This window comes from Nemorincola caseinilytica, from assembly GCF_039540515.1.
Classification (GTDB): Bacteria; Bacteroidota; Bacteroidia; order Chitinophagales; family Chitinophagaceae; genus Nemorincola; species Nemorincola caseinilytica.
On the sequence record NZ_BAABFA010000010.1, the window covers coordinates 1 to 18,013 of the forward strand.

Annotated in this window: 12 protein-coding genes; 5 read left to right on the forward strand and 7 right to left on the reverse strand. The window is 54.2% G+C overall.

From position 1 onward, the window contains the following. Both ABD843_RS07335 and ABD843_RS07340 read right to left on the reverse strand, forming a co-directional pair. Window positions 1-3,663, reverse strand: a 3,663-nt coding sequence (locus tag ABD843_RS07335) for a beta strand repeat-containing protein (protein WP_345080806.1), incomplete at its 3' end; no start/stop codon positions are given. 84 nt (window positions 3,664-3,747) lie between these two features. Then, window positions 3,748-4,341, reverse strand: coding sequence for a hypothetical protein (locus ABD843_RS07340; RefSeq protein ID WP_345080808.1), 594 nt, complete (start codon window positions 4,339-4,341; stop codon window positions 3,748-3,750). 365 nt (window positions 4,342-4,706) lie between these two features. Here ABD843_RS07340 and ABD843_RS07345 point away from each other — a divergent pair, with 365 nt between their 5' ends. Together ABD843_RS07345 and ABD843_RS07350 are read left to right on the forward strand one after the other, a co-directional pair. Further along, on the forward strand, window positions 4,707-5,177 hold the full coding sequence (locus ABD843_RS07345) for a MarR family winged helix-turn-helix transcriptional regulator (RefSeq protein WP_345080810.1): 471 nt from the start codon (window positions 4,707-4,709) through the stop codon (window positions 5,175-5,177). Between the two features lie 51 nt (window positions 5,178-5,228). Continuing rightward, window positions 5,229-5,768 carry a YceI family protein gene (locus ABD843_RS07350; protein WP_345080812.1) on the forward strand — a complete coding sequence of 180 codons (540 nt, stop codon included), beginning with the start codon at window positions 5,229-5,231 and terminating at the stop codon, window positions 5,766-5,768. A 425-nt stretch (window positions 5,769-6,193) separates the two neighbouring features. On the opposite strand, the gene ABD843_RS07355 is transcribed toward ABD843_RS07350, so the two are convergent. Further along, window positions 6,194-6,784, reverse strand: coding sequence for a YceI family protein (locus tag ABD843_RS07355; protein WP_345080814.1), 591 nt, complete (start codon window positions 6,782-6,784; stop codon window positions 6,194-6,196). A gap of 157 nt (window positions 6,785-6,941) precedes the next feature. Here ABD843_RS07355 and ABD843_RS07360 point away from each other — a divergent pair, with 157 nt between their 5' ends. Then, window positions 6,942-8,516, forward strand: coding sequence for a TPR end-of-group domain-containing protein (locus ABD843_RS07360; protein WP_345080816.1), 1,575 nt, complete (start codon window positions 6,942-6,944; stop codon window positions 8,514-8,516). A gap of 6 nt (window positions 8,517-8,522) precedes the next feature. Here ABD843_RS07360 and nth read toward each other — a convergent pair whose 3' ends face one another. Then, complete coding sequence (gene nth, locus ABD843_RS07365) at window positions 8,523-9,182, reverse strand: endonuclease III (RefSeq protein WP_345080818.1); 660 nt, start codon at window positions 9,180-9,182, stop codon at window positions 8,523-8,525. 60 nt (window positions 9,183-9,242) lie between these two features. After that, window positions 9,243-10,484 carry a DUF1015 domain-containing protein gene (locus ABD843_RS07370; RefSeq protein WP_345080820.1) on the reverse strand — a complete coding sequence of 414 codons (1,242 nt, stop codon included), beginning with the start codon at window positions 10,482-10,484 and terminating at the stop codon, window positions 9,243-9,245. Between the two features lie 148 nt (window positions 10,485-10,632). Here ABD843_RS07370 and ABD843_RS07375 point away from each other — a divergent pair, with 148 nt between their 5' ends. After that, the gene (locus tag ABD843_RS07375; protein WP_345080822.1) at window positions 10,633-12,804 is read left to right on the forward strand and encodes a TonB-dependent receptor domain-containing protein; all 2,172 of its coding nucleotides are present in this window, start codon (window positions 10,633-10,635) and stop codon (window positions 12,802-12,804) included. Window positions 12,805-12,840: 36 nt separating this feature from the next. Further along, window positions 12,841-13,908 (forward strand): NADH:flavin oxidoreductase/NADH oxidase, encoded by a 1,068-nt coding sequence (locus ABD843_RS07380; protein WP_345080825.1) that lies wholly within the window; start codon window positions 12,841-12,843, stop codon window positions 13,906-13,908. A 199-nt stretch (window positions 13,909-14,107) separates the two neighbouring features. On the opposite strand, the gene ABD843_RS07385 is transcribed toward ABD843_RS07380, so the two are convergent. Together ABD843_RS07385 and infB are read right to left on the reverse strand one after the other, a co-directional pair. Next, window positions 14,108-14,785, reverse strand: coding sequence for a response regulator transcription factor (locus ABD843_RS07385; RefSeq protein ID WP_345080828.1), 678 nt, complete (start codon window positions 14,783-14,785; stop codon window positions 14,108-14,110). Between the two features lie 146 nt (window positions 14,786-14,931). Continuing rightward, window positions 14,932-18,000, reverse strand: a complete 3,069-nt coding sequence (gene infB / locus ABD843_RS07390; protein WP_345080831.1) for a translation initiation factor IF-2 — start codon at window positions 17,998-18,000, stop codon at window positions 14,932-14,934. Window positions 18,001-18,013: the final 13 nt, after the last annotated feature.

The window sequence follows — 18,013 nt, forward strand, 5'->3', positions numbered from 1 at the left end:
GCCTACTGTGCTCGTGCCGTTATACAGCTGGTAGTTGATGCCGGTGTTAGAGTTGTTCAGGGTTATAGCTGCACCTGCGCTGTTCTGGCATATCGTGCCGCCGCCGCTTACCGTATGCAACTGGGGAAGGGCGTTGATGCTTATGGTCACCACTCCGCTCATATCGCTCATACAGCCTGTGGTCAGGTCTGTCGCCTGTGCGCTGTAGGTGCCTGCTACCGTAAAGGTGCCTATATCTATAGGAGTGCCTGTACCGAAGCCTGCAGTGCCTGCTACTGCGCTGCCGTTATACAGCTGGTAGCTCACGCCGGGGGCGCTGCCGCCAAGGCCTACCGTTACTCCGCTGCCACCCGCGCAGTAGCTGCCGCCGCCTGTCACGGTCTGTACCGCGGGCAGTGCGTTCACGCTCACGCTCACCGTACCGGTCATCGCGTTCGTACAGCCTGTGCCGCTGTTATAGCCTATAGCTGAGTAGTCGCCGGCCGCTGTCATGCTGCCGAAGTCAACGGCAAGGCCCGTGCCTGCAACAAGGCCGCCCGTAGGTACGCCATCGCGGTACAGCTGGTAGCTTACGCCCACCTCAGAGTTGCCGATGCCTACATGTACGCCTGTGCCGCCTGCGCAGTAGGCGCCGCCGCCGCTCACCGTCTGCGCTATGGGCAGTGCGTTCTGCACCACCGTGGCGCTGCCGTTCATATCGCTGGTGCAGGTACCGTTATCGGCCCCTACATAATAGGTAGCTGCAAGGGTGTGTATACCGAAGCTCAGCGCTGCGCCCGTACCGGTCGTCGCAGTGCCTACAGGCAGGCTGCCGTTGTACAGCTGGTAGCTTACGCCTGCTGTGCTGCCGCTCAGACCTATGGATACGCCTGTGCTGCCCGCGCAGTAGCTGCCGCCACCTGTTACATTATATACTGTCGGTACCGCATTGATGGATACCGATGCTGTGCCTGTCATATCATTGGTACAACCCGTTACAGGGTCCGTAGCTTTCACCATATAGGTGCCGCTCAGCGTCTGGCTGCCGAAGCTGATGGCAGAGCCTGTGCCCGGTACCGCGCTGCCCATCGCCGAAAGGCCGTTGTACAGCTGGTAGTTGATGCCGTTCTGGCTGCTGCCAAGGCCTACCGCTACTCCCGTGCCGCCTGCGCAATAGGCGCCGCCGCCATTCACTATCTGTGCCACAGGCAATGCATGGATGGCGATGCCTGCGCTGCCGCTCATCACGCGCGTACATGCCGTGGTGGCATTGGTCGCCAGTACCGTATAGGTGCCGCTCGCCGTCTGGGTGCCCAGGCTGATGGCAGAGCCGCTGCCGGCTACCGCTGTGCCTACTGTGGCCGCGCCATTGTACAGCTGGTAGTTAACGCCTGTCTCAGAACCTGCAAGGCTGATGGCCTGACCGCTGCCGCCTGCGCAGTAGCTGCCGCCACCCGTCACTGCATATACTGTTGGCAGAGGGTTGATGGTGATAGAGGCAGTACCGCTCATAGCGCGCGTACAGCCCGTGGTAGTATTGGTCGCCAGTACCGTATAGGTGCCTGCCGCGGTACGAAGACCGAAGCTCACTGCCGCACCGCCGCTCACCGCAGCGCCGCTCGCAGTTGCACCATTGTACAGCTGGTAGTCCACTCCTGCCTGTGTGGTGCCCGTAAGCCCTATCGTAACACCCGTACCGCCCGCGCAGTAGCTGCTGCCCGAGGCGCTCATCGCGAACACATTAGGCAGGGCATTTACCGTTATCACAGCGCTGCCGTTCATATTGCTCTGGCAGCCCGTTACGCTGTTGGTCGCCTGTACCGTATAGGTACCCGCTGTAAGCTGGTTGCCGAAGTTCAGCGCACTACCCGTACCGCTCATCACGCTCACCAGCGTAGCGCCCATCGACAGGCTGTAGTTAACGCCCGTAGACGAACCGCTCAGCCCGACAGCTATACCCGTACCACCGGCGCAGTATGCACCCGTACCCGTTACAGGATATACAGTAGGCAAGGGGTTTATACCGATAGAGGCCGTACCGCTCATGTTGTTCGAACAGCCCGTAGTAGGGTTGATGGCGAATATCGTGTAGGTACCGCTAAGGGTCTGTACAGGGAATGTTATAGGAGAACCTGTACCGCCTATGAGAGATCCTACCTGTGTAGCACCATTATATAAGGTGTAGTTCACACCGGTCTGGCTGCCGCCCAGACCTATCGCCACGCCCGTACCGCCAGAGCAATAGTTGCCGCCGCCGGTCACAGGATATATTATTGGAAGAGCATTCACTGTTACGCTTGCAGAACCTGTCATGGTAGCAGTGCAACCCGTAAGGGCATTGGTAGCAAGTACCGTATAGATACCGGCCTCTGTCTGCTGGCCGAAGTCCAGACCGCCGCCAGTACCGGGTATGGGGCTGCCTACAGGCGTGCCCGAGCGGTACAGCTGGTAGTTCACATTCGTCTGCGAGCTGGACAGGGTCACCGATATACCGGTTCCGCCTGTGCAGAAACTGCCTGTAGTACCTACGTTAAAGGCTGTAGGCAAAGAATTTATTGTTATCACTGCCGAGCCCGACATAGCTGCGGTACATGTAGTAGTGGCATTGGTAGCCAGCACCGAGTAAGTACCTGACGCAGTGAATGTGCCAAATGCCAGCGATGCACCCGTACCCGCTACCGGAGAACCTACGGTAGCTGCGCCATTGTATAGCTGGTAGTTAACACCCGCGGTAGAGCCGTTCAATGTGATGGCTATGCCTGTACCACCGCTGCAATAGCTGCCGCCGCTGCTCACAGTGAACACTGTAGGTGTAGCGTTCTGTATCACGGTCGAAGAACCGTTCATATTCGTAGCACAGCTTGTAGTAGTATTTGTGGCCACTACAGAGTAGATACCGGTAGTGGTCTGGTTGCCAAAGCTCAGTACACCTCCCACACTTACCGATGGAGAACCTACAGCGCTGGCGCCATTATATAATTGGTAAGATATACCCGCAGTAGAGTTATTGAGACCTACGGCAACACCCGTGCCACCGCTGCAGAAGCTGCCGCCGCCCGTCATATTGAATGCTGTGGGCGGCGTGTTAGCTGTCACTACCGCACTGCCGTTCATGGCGCGTGTACAGCCTGTGGCCGTTATTGTAGCAGTTGCGGTATAGGTGGCCGCTGTGGTCATATTGCCAAAGCTCAGCGATGCGTTGGTACCGCCTACAGTAGCAATGGCCGATGCGCCATTGAAAAGAGTATACTGCACGCCCGAGCTGCCGAACGACAGGCCCACAGCGCTGCCACTGCCGCCTGTGCAGTAGCCGCCGCCACCGGTTATGGTATATGCAGTGGGCAGTGGGTTCACTACTACCGTAGCGCTGCCGGTCATGTATGTGATATTGGCCGTCATAGGGTCGCCTATCACGGTATAGTTACCTGCGATCGTCTGATTGCCGAACGATATGGGAGCGCCTGCGCCTACCATTGGGCCACCTACAGGTGTAGCATCCCTGTACAGTTGGTAGCTCACGCCCACATCCGTGCCGCTTAGTGCAACAACAACACCTGAGCCTCCAGAGCAATAGCTACCTCCGCCGGTCACAGCATATTGTGTAGATGCAGCAGTGGCATTTACACCATATCCTAAAATAACCAACAGTATCGCTGACAGTTTTAGTAGGAGTTCTCTTCTCATATCGAATCTTAGTTTAATGGTATCTGATTATTGATCTGAAGTAGTTTTTTAAATATCGAATGCCCGTCAGGCCTGTGTATCGGCTTAATTGAGCTTCCTGCCGGCTATCACCTTGCCACCGCCTGCAGGGGTTTTGTACCCGCCGCTCTGGCTCTTCTTTATCATCAGCCTCACTTCGCCCAGGCTGCCGCATTCATCGCACGATGCTCGGTAGGTCTTGCCGTCATAGGTCACATCGGCCACGCCGTTGTACCAGTTGGTGCCCTGCATCATGAAATTCTCATTGGCATATAGCGCAGCGAATACGAATACGTTCTGCGGTGCGTCAAAGCTTATGAACAGGCTGTCGCCCTTCACACGCTCACATATGCCTGGCGTATAGGCAGGTATGGTCACTTCCGTCACATCCTGCAGCTTATCATAAGATACCGTGCCCGACATGATGACGCCATTGCCCGCCACACCCGTATGGCGCAGCGTTATGGGCCTGTCAGTGTAGAATTGCAGCTTGCGCAGGTCGGCCTTGTCGTTGTCCAGGCGGAATTTCAGCGACTTTGTAAATGGCAGATAGTCTGCGGCATTAGGCCCCGCTGTGGTCGCAGTACTGGCAGTATATACCTTGTCGCTGCACGAACTGAACAATAATGCAAGCACTACAGGTGCAAGGACCAATATCATTTTTCTCATGAAAATAAACTTTTGGTTTACGCTATCTCCTAACAATTCAGGCTTAGGGCTTGCTATATTACTAATAGTTTTCCACATATCACATCATATTAGTTAAAAAAATTTTCACTATTGAAAAGAGTATTGTTTATATGCACCGTATATATGTCAATATATCTAAGGTCATACCTATCAGCAGGGCATTCGACATATAAAATATTAACTTTTGGGAATTATTTTCTCGCATATTTTTTTGCCTGTAATACCGCCCCGATATTTTTATTCACATCATCAGTTCCTATACATCATTATTTTTACCTTTAAGGTGATAGAAGAAAACGATATCAAAAATACATGTACATACATACATTTGCATTATGAGATTGGAGGAAGCGATCAGATCGAACAATTTTAGCGACGAACGGCACAGGGCTACTGTCAATCTTGTGTACTCTGCATACTGGATGAAGGACATCCTCAGCTCTGCGCTCAAGGAGTACGGCCTTACCATGGAGCAGCACAATGTGCTGCGGATACTCAAGGGCTCACATCCCAAAGACCTTTGCGTGAAGGACATCGCATCGCGTATAGTAGAGAAAAGCTCTAATGTGCCCCGCATCATAGACAGGCTGGTGGCAAAAAAGCTGGTACGCCGCTACCAGTCGAAGGAAGACAAGCGCGAGACCCTGGTAGGCCTCACCGAAAAAGGCATAGAGACCATACAGCTCGCCCGCAAGGTGGTAGACGAGGTAACGCACCGCACGGTGAACCTGAACGAGAAAGAAGCGGCCACCCTCAATGCCCTGCTGGAAAAAATGAGAGAAGGTGCAGACGATGCAGGTAAATAATACTACTACGACGAACGAAAACATTTAAAGACCAATATAAAACCAACAGATATGGCAAACACAAAATGGGCGCTTGAGCCCTCACACTCCGAGGTGACATTCAAGGTAAGGCACATGATGATAAGCAATGTGTCGGGACAGTTCAAAAAATTCGATAGTACGGTAGAGACAGATGGCAACGACATAGCTACTGCCAAGGTGCGCTTCACGGCCGATGTGGATTCCATATCCACCAACAACGACCAGCGCGATGGCCACCTCAAATCTCCCGACTTCTTCGATGCAGCCACCCACCCGCAGATAGTTTTCGAAAGCACATCGCTGCAGCCTGTCGGCGGCGACGCCTACAAACTGCATGGCAACCTTACTATGCGCGGCACCACCAGACCCGTCACCTTCGATGTAGAGCATGGCGGTATACTCAACGATGGCTGGGGCAATGTACGCGCCGGCTTCACCATCACCGGCAAGGTGAACCGTAAGGACTATGGCCTCAACTGGAGCGCCCTTACCGAGACCGGCGGCCTGGTAGTAGGCGACGATGTGAAGTTCGAAGCGCATACCGAGTTCGTACGTCCCGCGCAAGGCTAGGTCAAATAACATACTGCGCAAGAAAAGAGCGGATGGGTGATGCCCGTCCGCTCTTTTTGTGTACTCACTCCTTTTCCGATGGCATACATTGAGGTCGAAATTCACAGCGTCAGATAACATTTCCCTCTCCTTTGGCTACCGTGTACCTACAAGTACTTATTTGATGATATGTTTGCCCCGGCGGGGCTACATGCTTGTAGCAAAATATATACCTCATGCCGTTATGCCCCATAGTGGGCTACCCTGTGTAACACATGGGTAGCTCCTGACGGAGCATTTCTGAAAGATACTTATAACAGCGAAGAAGATGTGGGCACAAAAGCAAAAAGCGGCACAGATCGCTCTGTACCGCCTTGCATCCATCATCCCCAAAAACTATCTTCGTCTATTCGTCGTTTCGCCCGTCCCGTCGTGTTATCCCTGTCTTATTTTGCCTTACCGAATTCCAGCTTCAGTATTATCGTCACTTCGTCGCCTACCACTGCGCCGCCGGCCTCGGTCATCTTGTTCCACATCAGGCCATATGCCTTACGGCTTATCTTGGTAGTGGTCTTGAAGCCCGCCTTGGTATTGCCCCATGGGTCTACCACGCTGCCGCCATATGCCACATCGAACTTCACTTTCTTCGTCACATCGCGTATCGTCAGGTCGCCTTCCATTACATAGTTGTTACCCTTGCCTTTTTTGAACGATGTGCTCTTGAAGGTCATCTGCGGAAACTTCTCTGCGTTGAAGAAGTCGTCGCTCTTCAGGTGCTTGTCGCGGCCTTCGTTATCAGTATTGATGCTGTTCACATCTACCGTGAACTCTACTTTGGCATTATTGAAGTCTGCTGCCGGTGCATCTATCGATCCGTTGAACTTCGTGAAGCTGCCCTCTACTTCCGATATCACCAGGTGGCTTACCGAGAATTTTACGTTAGAGTGGCTAGCGTCTACGTTCCACTTTGTCTGTGCTGTTACGCTGCTTGCTACAAAAAGCATTGCCGCTGCGATGAATGTGCTGATCTTTTTCATGTTCTTGTTTTTGGTTGTTTAGCTGTTTTTGGTTGCGTTCACAGTGCAAATATATGTACATACACGCATTATTTTGTATCGGTTTCTTTTATACTCATATAATTGATCTCATATTTTGGCGTTATTGTTTTTATATTTAAAGCACAAAACACTGTTTATGAGAAAGTACTTCCTCCTTGCGGTCATCGCCTGCGCCTCCACATACGCCTCGGCACAATCGGCCGGAGACCAGTTCGCTGTCTTTGCCCGGGAACAGAACACACAAATGGTGGCCGCCTACGAAAAGCGCGATGTCACTGCATACCTTGCCCAGCTCTCACGGCTGCAGAACAGCTATGCACGCCTCAGCGCAAAGGACAAGGCGAAGTACAAAGACGTTATGACCGATGCCTATTACAACCTGGCATGTACCTACGCCCTCACGGGCGACAAGAAGAAAGCCCTCAGCTATCTGGAGCGCTCTCGCTACTACAACTACGACCTCCTCCTCACCGACAACGACCTCGCCGCGCTCGAGACCGAGCCGCGCTTCGCCAGTTATGCCAGGACGGCCAGGGCACACAGCCCCAATTATGTGGCCATACTGCGCAGCGCTCCTGCCTACAATATGCACGAGCATAAAGAGCTGCCCGCATTCACTTATCAGCCCTCTGCACACCCCAAGCTGAAAAAGCTGGTAGAGAAATATGACCTGTATACAAAGGTCTTGGGTGGCTCTGATGTGGCTACCATGATAAACGCCATGCGCTGGGTACACAACACTATAAAGCATGATGGCTCCAAAGGTAATCCCGATACAAAGAACGCCCTCAGCATGCTGAAGACCTGCACCGCCGATGGCACCACGCTCAACTGTCGTGGTATGGCCATAGTGCTCAACGAGGTATACCTGGCCATGGGCATACCATCGCGCATTGTCACCTGCATGCCCAAAGACCCCAACGATAACGACTGCCATGTGATAGTGGCCGCATGGTCGGCATCGCTGCGCAAATGGGTATGGATGGACCCTACCTTTATGGCCTATGTAACGGACGAGAAAGGTGTGCCACTGGGCATACAGGAAGTGCGCGAACGCCTGATACAGGGCCGCCCGCTGGTACTGAACCCCGATGCTAACCACAACCAGTACGAGATGCAAACCAAAGAAGACTACCTGTATGGCTATATGGCCAAGAACCTCTACAAACTGGAATGCCCCGCCAGCAGCCAGTACGACTACGAGACCATGGAAAAAGGTAAGGAGCGCACCTACATACAGCTTTTAGGCGGTACCAGCAGTTGGCCGCATGGCACATCTGCCCGGCGCGATGGTATGAACACCCTGCATACATACTTCACCGCCAGCCCCCGCACATTCTGGAAAACACCTCCCGGCCAGTCGCGCACCGAGCAGGACCACGCCCTTGCCGAGTTCATCAACCACTATAACAACTTAGATGATGCCGCTATAAATGCCAGCTTCGCTGATGCTGCCGACTTCGAGGCCAAGACAGGCAAACCTTTATGGGCCGATGGCCAGTCTGCAGGACTCATGAAGACCTACGGTAAGATACGCTCCTTCAGGTACATGGGTGTCGATGAGCAGGGAGTGTCGCTTTACAAGGTCGTTTGCGAAAGGTCTACACATGTCCTTGGTCTTACACTCGATGGCGAGGGCAAGTTCGGCACGCACAGGTTCCACACCACATCGCCGCAGATAAGGGAAATGCTGGTAAAGAACAGCAGGTAAAAGCCGTTACTGGGCCTCGTACACATACCTCATATCTGTCTTGTAATATTTGCAGGCCGGGCGCAGGCCGCATTCATTGCATTTGGGCTTGCGGGCCACGCATATGTAACGCCCGTGCAGTATTATCCAGTGGTGGGCTATGGCCAGTAGCTCCTGTGGTATATTGGCCACCAGTTGCTGCTCTGTCTGTAATGGGGTCCTGGCATTGGTGGTCAGTCCTATCCTTGCCGATACACGGAACACATGTGTATCTACCGCCATGCCCGGCTTGTCGAACACTACCGACACTATCACGTTCGCGGTCTTTCGTCCTACGCCCGGTAGTCGTACCAGCTCTTCTATGGTATCGGGCACTTCGCCGCCATAGGTGTCCATCAGCATATTGGCCATGCCTATCAGGTGGCGCGTCTTGTTGTTGGCAAATGTCACACTGCGTATATAGGGCTCCACATCCTCAAATGTAGCTTTGGCCAGTATCGCCGGTTCGGGGAAACGCCTGAAGAGATCGGGCGTCACTATGTTCACACGCTTGTCCGTACACTGTGCCGATAGTATCACAGCCACCAGCAGCTCATACGGGTTGGTATAATGCAGTTCGGTCTCAGCATTCGGCATGTTCTGCTGAAACCACTCTATCACATATTTGTAACGCTCCTTCTTGGTCATGCCGATGAACAGGTTTTCTTTATTCCTAATTCCTATTCCCTAATTCCGCCCACCTCAACTCTATATCATATACACCACCAGCCCATCTCTCAGCTTCGGCTCGAACCATGTGCTCTTTGGCGGCATCACATTCCCGCTGTCCGCTATGTCGAAGAGCTGCTGTATGCTCACCGGGTATAGCGAGAAGGCCACGGCCATATCGCCGCTGTCCACGCGCTGCTTCAGTGCGCCCATGCCGCGTATGCCGCCTACAAAGTCCACACGCTTATCCGTACGGGGGTCGTTTATGTTCAGCAGTTTGCTCAGTACATTGTTCTGCAGTATGGTCACATCCAGTATGCCTATGGGGTCGGTGGTATAGGTGCCGGGGCGTGCCGTCAGCCTGTACCATGCGCCATCCAGGTACATTCCGAATTCGTGTATCTCTCCCGGCTTCACGGCCTCTGCACCCACGCGCGTTATTTCAAAGTCCGCCTCCAGCTTCTGCAGCAGGGCTGCTGCTGTCATACCGTTCAGGTCTTTGGCCACGCGGTTATAGTCCATTATGCGGCACTGGCTGGCAGGGAATATACAGGTAATGAAATAGTTGAACGCCTCATTGCCATCTACCGAGTAGCCATTGTCCCTCATTTCCTTGCATACCTTCGCTGCCGATGCCGCGCGGTGGTGGCCATCGGCTATATAGGTGCAGGGCACATCGCTGGCAAAATTGCGGGTTATGGCAGCGACCTTGGCATAGTCGTCCACTACCCACAGCTTGTGGCGTATACCGTCTTCTGCTACAAAGTCGTTCACGGCCTCGTGGTCACGCTTCCAGGCATCTATTATGTTCTGTACGCTCTCGGTATCGTTATATGCCATGAACACCACTCCTGTCTGCGCGCCGGTGGTAATGATGTGGTTGATGCGGTCCTGCTCCTTTTCGGGCCGGGTGAACTCATGCTTCTTAATGATGCCGTTGTTATAGTCGTCTATCGACGAGCCGCATACCAGGCCCGTCTGCGACCTTCCATCCATCACCAGCTCGTATATGTAGTAGCAGGGATCGTTATCCTGTATCAGTATACCCTCTTCCACCATGCAGTCAAAGTTCTCATTCGCCTTGTCGTACACTTGCTGGCTATGCACATCCACGCCTTCGGGCAGGTCTATCTCAGAGCGGGTCACATGGTAGAAGTTATGCGGGTACTTCCTGAACTCGCGCGCCTCGGTCACGCTTACTACGTCATACGGAAGGGTCGCTACTTCTGGTGCCAGTTCTTTGGAAGGCCTCAGGCCCTTGAAAGGAATGATGTTAGCCATATCGTTATCTGTTGTTAAGAAGGCTGCAAATTACCAATAATAGCGGGTTCCTGCAATGCATCATTCATTGCAAAGTAATGTTAATGTTACCCATCCCTTCTACTCCATCCCTTTTCTATGATAACTTCGGGTCACTCAAACCACCACCATGCCGCAGCTACGTTCCCTCCTCTGTGCCGCAGCCATATCGTATATGCCGTTACTGGCACTGGCACAGACCGATACCACTAAGACACAGCAACTAAAAGAGGTAAAGGTAAGCGCGCAGAAAGGCGCAATAGAAACAGCCCCCGGCAAGACCATAGTGAATGTGCAGGCGCTCTCGGGTACAGCGGGCAAGAATGCGCTGGAGCTACTGCGCCGCGTACCCGGCATATCTGTCGATGGCCGTGGCAATATCACCATGACGGGCAAGCAGGGTATCACCCTTATGCTGAACGGCCGGCAAACATACCTGAGCGGCGAGGAACTGCGCGACCTGCTGGAAAGCATGACAGCCGATGAGGTGGCGCAGGTGGTGGTCATATCACAGCCATCGGCCCGGTACGATGCCGAGGGCAATGCCGGTATCATAGACCTGAAGCTGCGCAGGCTGCGCCGTAGCGGCATCAATGGCAATGTGAACCTCGCCTGGACCAAGAGCCTCTACGAAAGCACGCACAACTCGGCCCTGCTCAATTACAATACCGGCAATACCAACTGGTATACCAATGCCAGCTACATCAATGGCCGCAATGGTGTGTCGTGGCAGCAGGATATGACCTTCACCGATCCTGCGGGTACGCCCACTGCACATACTGTAATGGGCTCCGAGCCGCGCGAGATGTTCGACAAATACAACCTGCGCACCGGCGCCGATCACCGCTACTCCGAAAGCACCAATGCAGGCTTCAGCATCACCGGCGCCTACTATGCCAACCAGATGAATACACCCATCATCACCAATACCACATTTCCACAGGGAGATACAGAATACAGCATACGCCATACCAACGAGAACAGCCTGCGAAAGAACTATGCGGCCAATGCATACCTGCGGCACTCGCTCGGCAAGCATTCCGACATCAGTATAGATATAGATCACCTGCGCAATACCAAGATGCTCTATCAATACCTCTCTACCGATGCATATAGCAATGGTACTCCCCTGCCCCACCAGTTGACACTGCAAAGCAGGATACCCATAGACATAGCCATATACAGCGCCAAGGCCGATCATTCCATCACCCTGACCGGCGATATGAAAATAGAGAGCGGTGGCAAATACAGCTATGTAGCTGTAGACAATGCAGCCTACTTCATGCGCCATACAGCCGGCACATGGATGGATGACACCAGCCGCACCAACCGCTTTCTCTACCACGAGCATATCAGTGCCCTGTACGCCAATGCCTCGCGCACCTTATCTTCTCAGTGGAGCGCGCAGGCAGGCCTAAGGGCAGAGTATGCACACATCACCGGTCTGCAGCAGGCCACAGGCCAGCAGTTCATACGCAGGCAGCCTGCGCTCTTCCCCACGGCCTACATCAGCTACCGGCACGATAGCGCCAATTCTTTCGAGCTCAACTACGGCAGGCGCATCACTCGCCCGCAGTATGGTATGCTCAATCCTTTCAATTACTATACCTTCTACAATACCTACCAGCGTGGCAACCCTACGCTCCTGCCACAGTACGCCCACAACATAGAGCTGAAGCACAGCTACAACGACCGTATCACTACAGAGCTTAGTATCAGCAAGGTCACCAATGCCATCTCATGGGTCAGTATGCCCGACAATGCCACGCAGACCACCTATGGCACACCCATCAACTTTGCGGGCAATACCACTGCAGCCCTTGGCATTACCTACAATGGCAAGCCACAGCCCTGGTGCGAGATGATGATACACAGCGAGGCGCTATACGCCATCTACAAAGGCATCATGAACGATGTACCCATGCACAATGCCCGTGTGGGCTACAACATATGGCTCAATAGCCGCCTTATACTGGGCAGCGGCTGGGATGCCGATTGCTATGTGAACTATACAAGCCCTATGGCGGCCTCGCCTGTCAGCAATTCCATTGCCACACTCTATACCAATTTCGGCATATCGAAAAAGGCCTTCCACGATACCACTACCATAAAGGTGAGCATCGACGATCCCTTCTATGTATACCGCAGTGGCAACGACGATAAGCAGCCCGGCCTCTCCAATAGCGCGCGCCTGCTCAGCAACAGCCGCTACTGCACTATGGCCGTCACCTACAACTTTGGGCGCAAAACCGCACGAACGCGAAGAAACGAGAACCAGCCCGAAGAGGCGCGGCGAATGTGACCCTGCCATCATTCATAACTACGTCAAGCAATAATTATGTCTCTACTTTTCTCTCCCCTGCAGCTTCGCAGCATTACATTGAAGAACCGCATCGTGGTATCGCCCATGTGCCAGTACTCGGGCATAGATGGCTTTGCCAACGACTGGCACCTGGTACACCTTGGCAGCAGGGCCGTAGGTGGTGCGGGCCTCGTATTCACCGAGGCTACAGCGGTCACACCCGAGGGGCGTATCTCGCCCTATGATCTGGGCCTGTGGGACAATGAGCACATCACCTTCCTGCGCCGCATCACATCTTTTATAGAGGCACAGGGCAGCGTACCTGGTATACAACTTGCACATGCGGGCCGCAAGTCCAGCCTCACTACTCCGTGGAATGGCGACAGGCAACTCACGACCGAGGAAGGCGCATGGGATACCCTGGGCCCCACTGCGCTTGCATTCTCTCCCGATCGCGCCACACCGCAAGAGCTCACAACCGATGGTATAGAGCGCATCATCACTGCCTTTGCACATGCCGCCAAACGTGCGCTCACAGCGGGTTTCAAGGTATTGGAGATACATGGCGCCCATGGCTACCTCATCAATGAGTTCCTATCTCCTCTCAGCAATCGCCGCACCGATGAGTATGGCGGCTCTTTCGATGACCGCATACGCTTCCTCATGCGCATCATAGAGGCTGTGCGCGAGGTATGGCCGCAGGAATACCCGCTCTTCCTGCGCATATCCGCCTCCGACTGGGTAGATGGCGGCTGGACCACAGAAGACTCTGCACGCCTTGCACCCATAGTAAAGCAGGCCGGTGTAGACCTCATAGACTGTTCCAGCGGCGGCAATTCTGCCGATGCACGGATACCGGCAAAACCCGGTTACCAGGTACCCTTTGCCGAGGCTGTAAGAAAAGCAGGCATACCCACAGGTGCAGTAGGTATAATAGTAACACCGCAGCAGGCCGAAGATATATTGGCAGCAGGCCAGGCCGATCTCATCTTCATGGCACGCGAGTTCCTGCGCGATCCCTACTTCCCCCTGCATGCTGCCACAGCATTAGATCACGATATGCGCTGGCCCGTACAGTACGAGCGTGCAAAGCGAAAGAAGTAACATAGTTCTGTAAAGAGAAAAAGGAAAGGAAGAGAAACAAAGAACACGGGTCACTGCGAAGCCCGCGCCTGGACTTGTGTATAGCCGCGGGCTGTGGCAGCCTCGCAAAAAACACTTCTATAAATAATGGTCGCTGCTTATCACCCCCCTCTCCTTCGGAGAGGCCTGCCTGCCGGTAGGCAGGGCCGGGGAGAGGTCTCTACTGATCATCCTTCAGTATATACCCCATACCTATCACGGTATGTATCAGCTTGGGGTCAAAATCCTTGTCCATTTTCTTGCGCAGGTAGTTCACATACACATCCACCACATTGGTGGTTATGTTGAAGTCCACACCCCATACGTTCTCCAGCAGGTCCATGCGCGATACCACCTTGCGCTGGTTCTTCATAAAATGCTCCAGCAGCCTGTACTCTGTCGATGTCAGCAGTATCTCCGTATCGCCGCGTTTCACGCGTTTGGCGTCCAGGTCCATCTCCAGGTCGGCTATGCGCAGCTTGTTCTCCTCTGTATACCCCGATGAGCGGCGTATCAGCGCCCTTATCCTTGCCAGCAGCTCTGCAAATTTGAACGGCTTCACCATATAGTCGTCGGCTCCGTTCTCAAAACCCGTCACTATGTTCTCTGTAGTACCCAGTGCGGTCAGTATCAGTATGGGCCGCGTATCTTTTGCCTTGCGTATCAGGCGGCACAGTTCCAGCCCGTTTATGCCCGGCAGCATTATGTCTATTATGTACAGGTCGTATGCGTGCCCCGATGCCATTTGCAGGCCTATATTGCCATCAGGGGCCACGCTCACCTCATAGCCCTCCTCCCTCAGCCCCTTGCTTACCATGGCCGCTATATTCGCCTCATCTTCTACAAGGAGTATGTTCATGCGCTGTATCGTTATTTGAGTCGTTCTGCAAGTATATTCCGTCACCTGCCTTGCGGTGGTGTGGTAAACAAATTTAAGCACAATAAAAAGACCGGGCGCATATGCACGCGCCCGGTCTGTTAAAATAGTATTAGAATATCATTTGCTTACAGCGTACGCTTCACTTCCACTTCTTCGAAGCCTTCTATGATATCGCCTATGCGTATGTCGTTGTAGTTCTTCACCGACAGACCGCATTCGTAGCCCGCGTTCACTTCCTTCACATCGTCCTTGAAGCGCTTCAGCGATGCCAGTTCGCCCGTGTATATCACTATACCGTCGCGCACCAGGTTCAGCTTCGTCTGGCGGGTCATCTTGCCATCCAGCACATAGCAGCCTGCTATGGTACCTACGCCTGTTATCTTGTATATCTCGCGTATCTCTATGTTGCACACGGTCTTCTTCTCTACCTTCGGTTCCAGCAGGCCTTCCATAGCGCTCTTTATCTCCTCTATCGCATCGTATATGATAGAGTAGGTGCGTATCTCTATGTTCTCCTGCTCTGCCAGCTTGGCGGCCTGGCTCGACGGGCGCACCTGGAAGCCCAGTATGATGGCGTCCGATGCCGTTGCCAGCAGTACATCGCTCTCTGTTATCTGGCCCACGCCCTTGTGTACCACGTTCACTGCCACCTCTTCGGTAGACAGTTTCTGCAACGAGTCGCTCAGCGCCTCTACCGATCCGTCGAAGTCGCCCTTTATGATGATGCCCAGCTCCTTGAAGTTGCCCAGCGCCAGTCGGCGGCCTATCTCGTCCAGCGTTATGTGCTTGCGGGCGCGTATACCCTGCTCGCGCATTATCTGTGCACGATGGTTGGCCACTTCCTTCGCATCGTTCTCGTCCTCGTATATCTTGAACTTCTCACCCGCCTGTGGCGCGCCGTTCAGGCCCAGCACCTGTACAGGTGTAGATGGTCCTGCGGTCTGCACACGCTGTCCGCGTTCGTTGAACATGGCCTTTATCTTGCCATAGTACTGGCCGCACACGGCCATCTCGCCCTGGTTCAGCGTACCGCTCTGCACCAGTATGGTGCTCTGGTAGCCGCGGCCCTTATCCAACGATGCCTCTATCACGCTACCTGTTGCCAGGCGGTCGGGATTGGCTTTCAGTTCCAGCATCTCTGCCTCCAGGCCTATCTTCTCCAGCAGCAGGTCTATGTTCAGACCCTTCTTGGCCGATATCTCCTGGCTCTGGTACTTACCGCCCCAGTCCTCTACCAGTATGTTCATCTGCGCCAGCTGTTCCTTTATCTTTTCGGGGTTGGCGCCCTCTTTATCTATCTTGTTTATGGCAAATATCATGGGCAGGTTGGCTGCCTGTGCGTGCGATATCGCCTCCCTAGTCTGGGGCATTATCGCATCGTCGGCCGCTACCACTATCACCGCTACGTCGGCCACCTTGGCACCGCGTGCACGCATCGCCGTAAAGGCCTCGTGACCCGGCGTATCCAGGAAGGTTATCTTCTTACCTGTCGATGTCTTCACCTGGTAGGCGCCTATGTGCTGGGTGATGCCGCCGGCCTCACCCGCTACCACATTGGCGCTGCGTATATAGTCCAGCAGCGATGTCTTACCGTGGTCCACATGGCCCATTATGGTCACAATGGGTGCGCGTGGCAGCAGGTCCTCTTCATCATCTACATCGTCCTCTTCTTCCTCTGCTTCCTGCTCCAGGTTTATGAACTCTACGTCGTAGCCGAATTCGCTGGCCACCAGCTCTATCACTTCCGCATCCAGCCTCTGGTTGATGGACACCATGATGCCCAGCCCCATACACTTGCCTATTATCTCGGCAAAGCTCACATCCAGCAGACCTGCCAGCTCGCTCACCGATATGAATTCGGTCACCTGTATCACATTGCTCTGCTCGGCATTCTCTGCGGCTGCGCGTTTTTCGGCCATTTCATCGCGCTTGTTGCGGCGGTATTTGGCCTTCAGGTTCTTGCTGCGGGTCGATCCCGTCAGCTTCGCCTGTGTTTCGCGTATCTTATCCTGTATAGCTTTTGTATCTATCTCCTGCTGCTGTGCCGATACGAATGGTGCGCGCGGATCTCTGCGGTCATTACGGCCACCCGGTCCGCCCGGCCTTGGCCCGCGGTTATCCCTGCCGCCGGGTCCGCCCGGCCTTGGTCCGCGGTCATTACGGCCTCCGGGTCCACCCGGTCCGAAGCCGGGCCTTCCCTGGCCACCACGGTTGCCTGCGCCTGCTGCGCCGCCCGCATCGGGCCTTGCTGTAGGGTCCGGCTTTTTGTCCACCGGTATACGTTTGCGCTTGCGTTTCTCCCTGTTGTCTCCGGGGCGGCCGCCTGGCTGCGATACCGGCAGTTCTATCCTGCCTATTATCTTCGGGCCCTCCAGCCTGGGGGCCTTCATTTCTATGTGTTCACGCTTCTGTGCGCTATCGTCGTCCGCAGCAGGGGCGCTCCTGTCCTCTTCGGCAGCTACGGCAGGGGTTTCATGTTCCTCTTCACGCGTTGCCACAGGGGTAGCAGGGGCTACGGGAGCCACTTCTTCTTCGGCAGCGCTCTCCTTTACCTCTTTGGGCGTATCTTCTTTCTTCTTGCCTGCGGCAGCGGTAGCGCCTTTCTTGGGGCGGCTTGCCTGGTTCAGCGAATCCAGGTCTATCTTGCCCAGTACATTGGGGCCACCCAGCTTGGGTGCTTTCATGGCCACATGCTCGGTACCTGCCTCGGGCTCTGCCTCTTCGGGGGTATCTGCCTTCTTGGCCACCACGGCTTTCTTAGGCTCCTCGGCCACGGGTGGCTCTGCGGGTGCAGGCTCTGTCACGGCTTTTTTAGGCGCTTCGGCCACCTTTGGCTGCTCCACCACTACAGGTTTTTCCTCTACAGGTGGCTTGGGTTTGAATATCTCCTGCGCCTTTGCAGCAGGTTCTTCTTTCTTCTCCTTTACGGTAATATCCAGTTCTTCCTTCGTCTTCTTTATGCCTTCCAGCAGCGAGCCCTTCGGCAGCGCTATGTTCTCGCTCCGCTGCTTGTCCTTCTTGTCCTGGGCAAACTCCACCTGCAGGGCACTGTACATCTGCTCTGTAAGCTTGGTGCTGGGGTTATTGCTCACCTCAAAGCCCTTATCGACAAGGAACTCCACCAGGGTGTCCTTACCGATGTTGAATTCTTTGGCGGCAGCCAGCAGCCTTGGTGTATTCGTGGTCGTACTCATTCTTTCTTTCTCC

Bases quoted from the DNA above. Each gene is read 5' to 3' on its own strand.
- ABD843_RS07360 (WP_345080816.1), top strand. From the start codon at position 6,942: ATGAGAAAGTACTTCCTCCTTGCGGTCATCGCCTGCGCCTCCACATAC.
- ABD843_RS07380 (WP_345080825.1), top strand. From the start codon at position 12,841: ATGTCTCTACTTTTCTCTCCCCTGCAGCTTCGCAGCATTACATTGAAG.
- ABD843_RS07345 (WP_345080810.1), top strand. From the start codon at position 4,707: ATGAGATTGGAGGAAGCGATCAGATCGAACAATTTTAGCGACGAACGG.
- ABD843_RS07350 (WP_345080812.1), top strand. From the start codon at position 5,229: ATGGCAAACACAAAATGGGCGCTTGAGCCCTCACACTCCGAGGTGACA.
- ABD843_RS07375 (WP_345080822.1), top strand. From the start codon at position 10,633: ATGCCGCAGCTACGTTCCCTCCTCTGTGCCGCAGCCATATCGTATATG.
- ABD843_RS07355 (WP_345080814.1), bottom strand. From the start codon at position 6,784: ATGAAAAAGATCAGCACATTCATCGCAGCGGCAATGCTTTTTGTAGCA.
- ABD843_RS07385 (WP_345080828.1), bottom strand. From the start codon at position 14,785: ATGAACATACTCCTTGTAGAAGATGAGGCGAATATAGCGGCCATGGTA.
- ABD843_RS07340 (WP_345080808.1), bottom strand. From the start codon at position 4,341: ATGATATTGGTCCTTGCACCTGTAGTGCTTGCATTATTGTTCAGTTCG.
- infB (WP_345080831.1), bottom strand. From the start codon at position 18,000: ATGAGTACGACCACGAATACACCAAGGCTGCTGGCTGCCGCCAAAGAA.
- nth (WP_345080818.1), bottom strand. From the start codon at position 9,182: ATGACCAAGAAGGAGCGTTACAAATATGTGATAGAGTGGTTTCAGCAG.
- ABD843_RS07370 (WP_345080820.1), bottom strand. From the start codon at position 10,484: ATGGCTAACATCATTCCTTTCAAGGGCCTGAGGCCTTCCAAAGAACTG.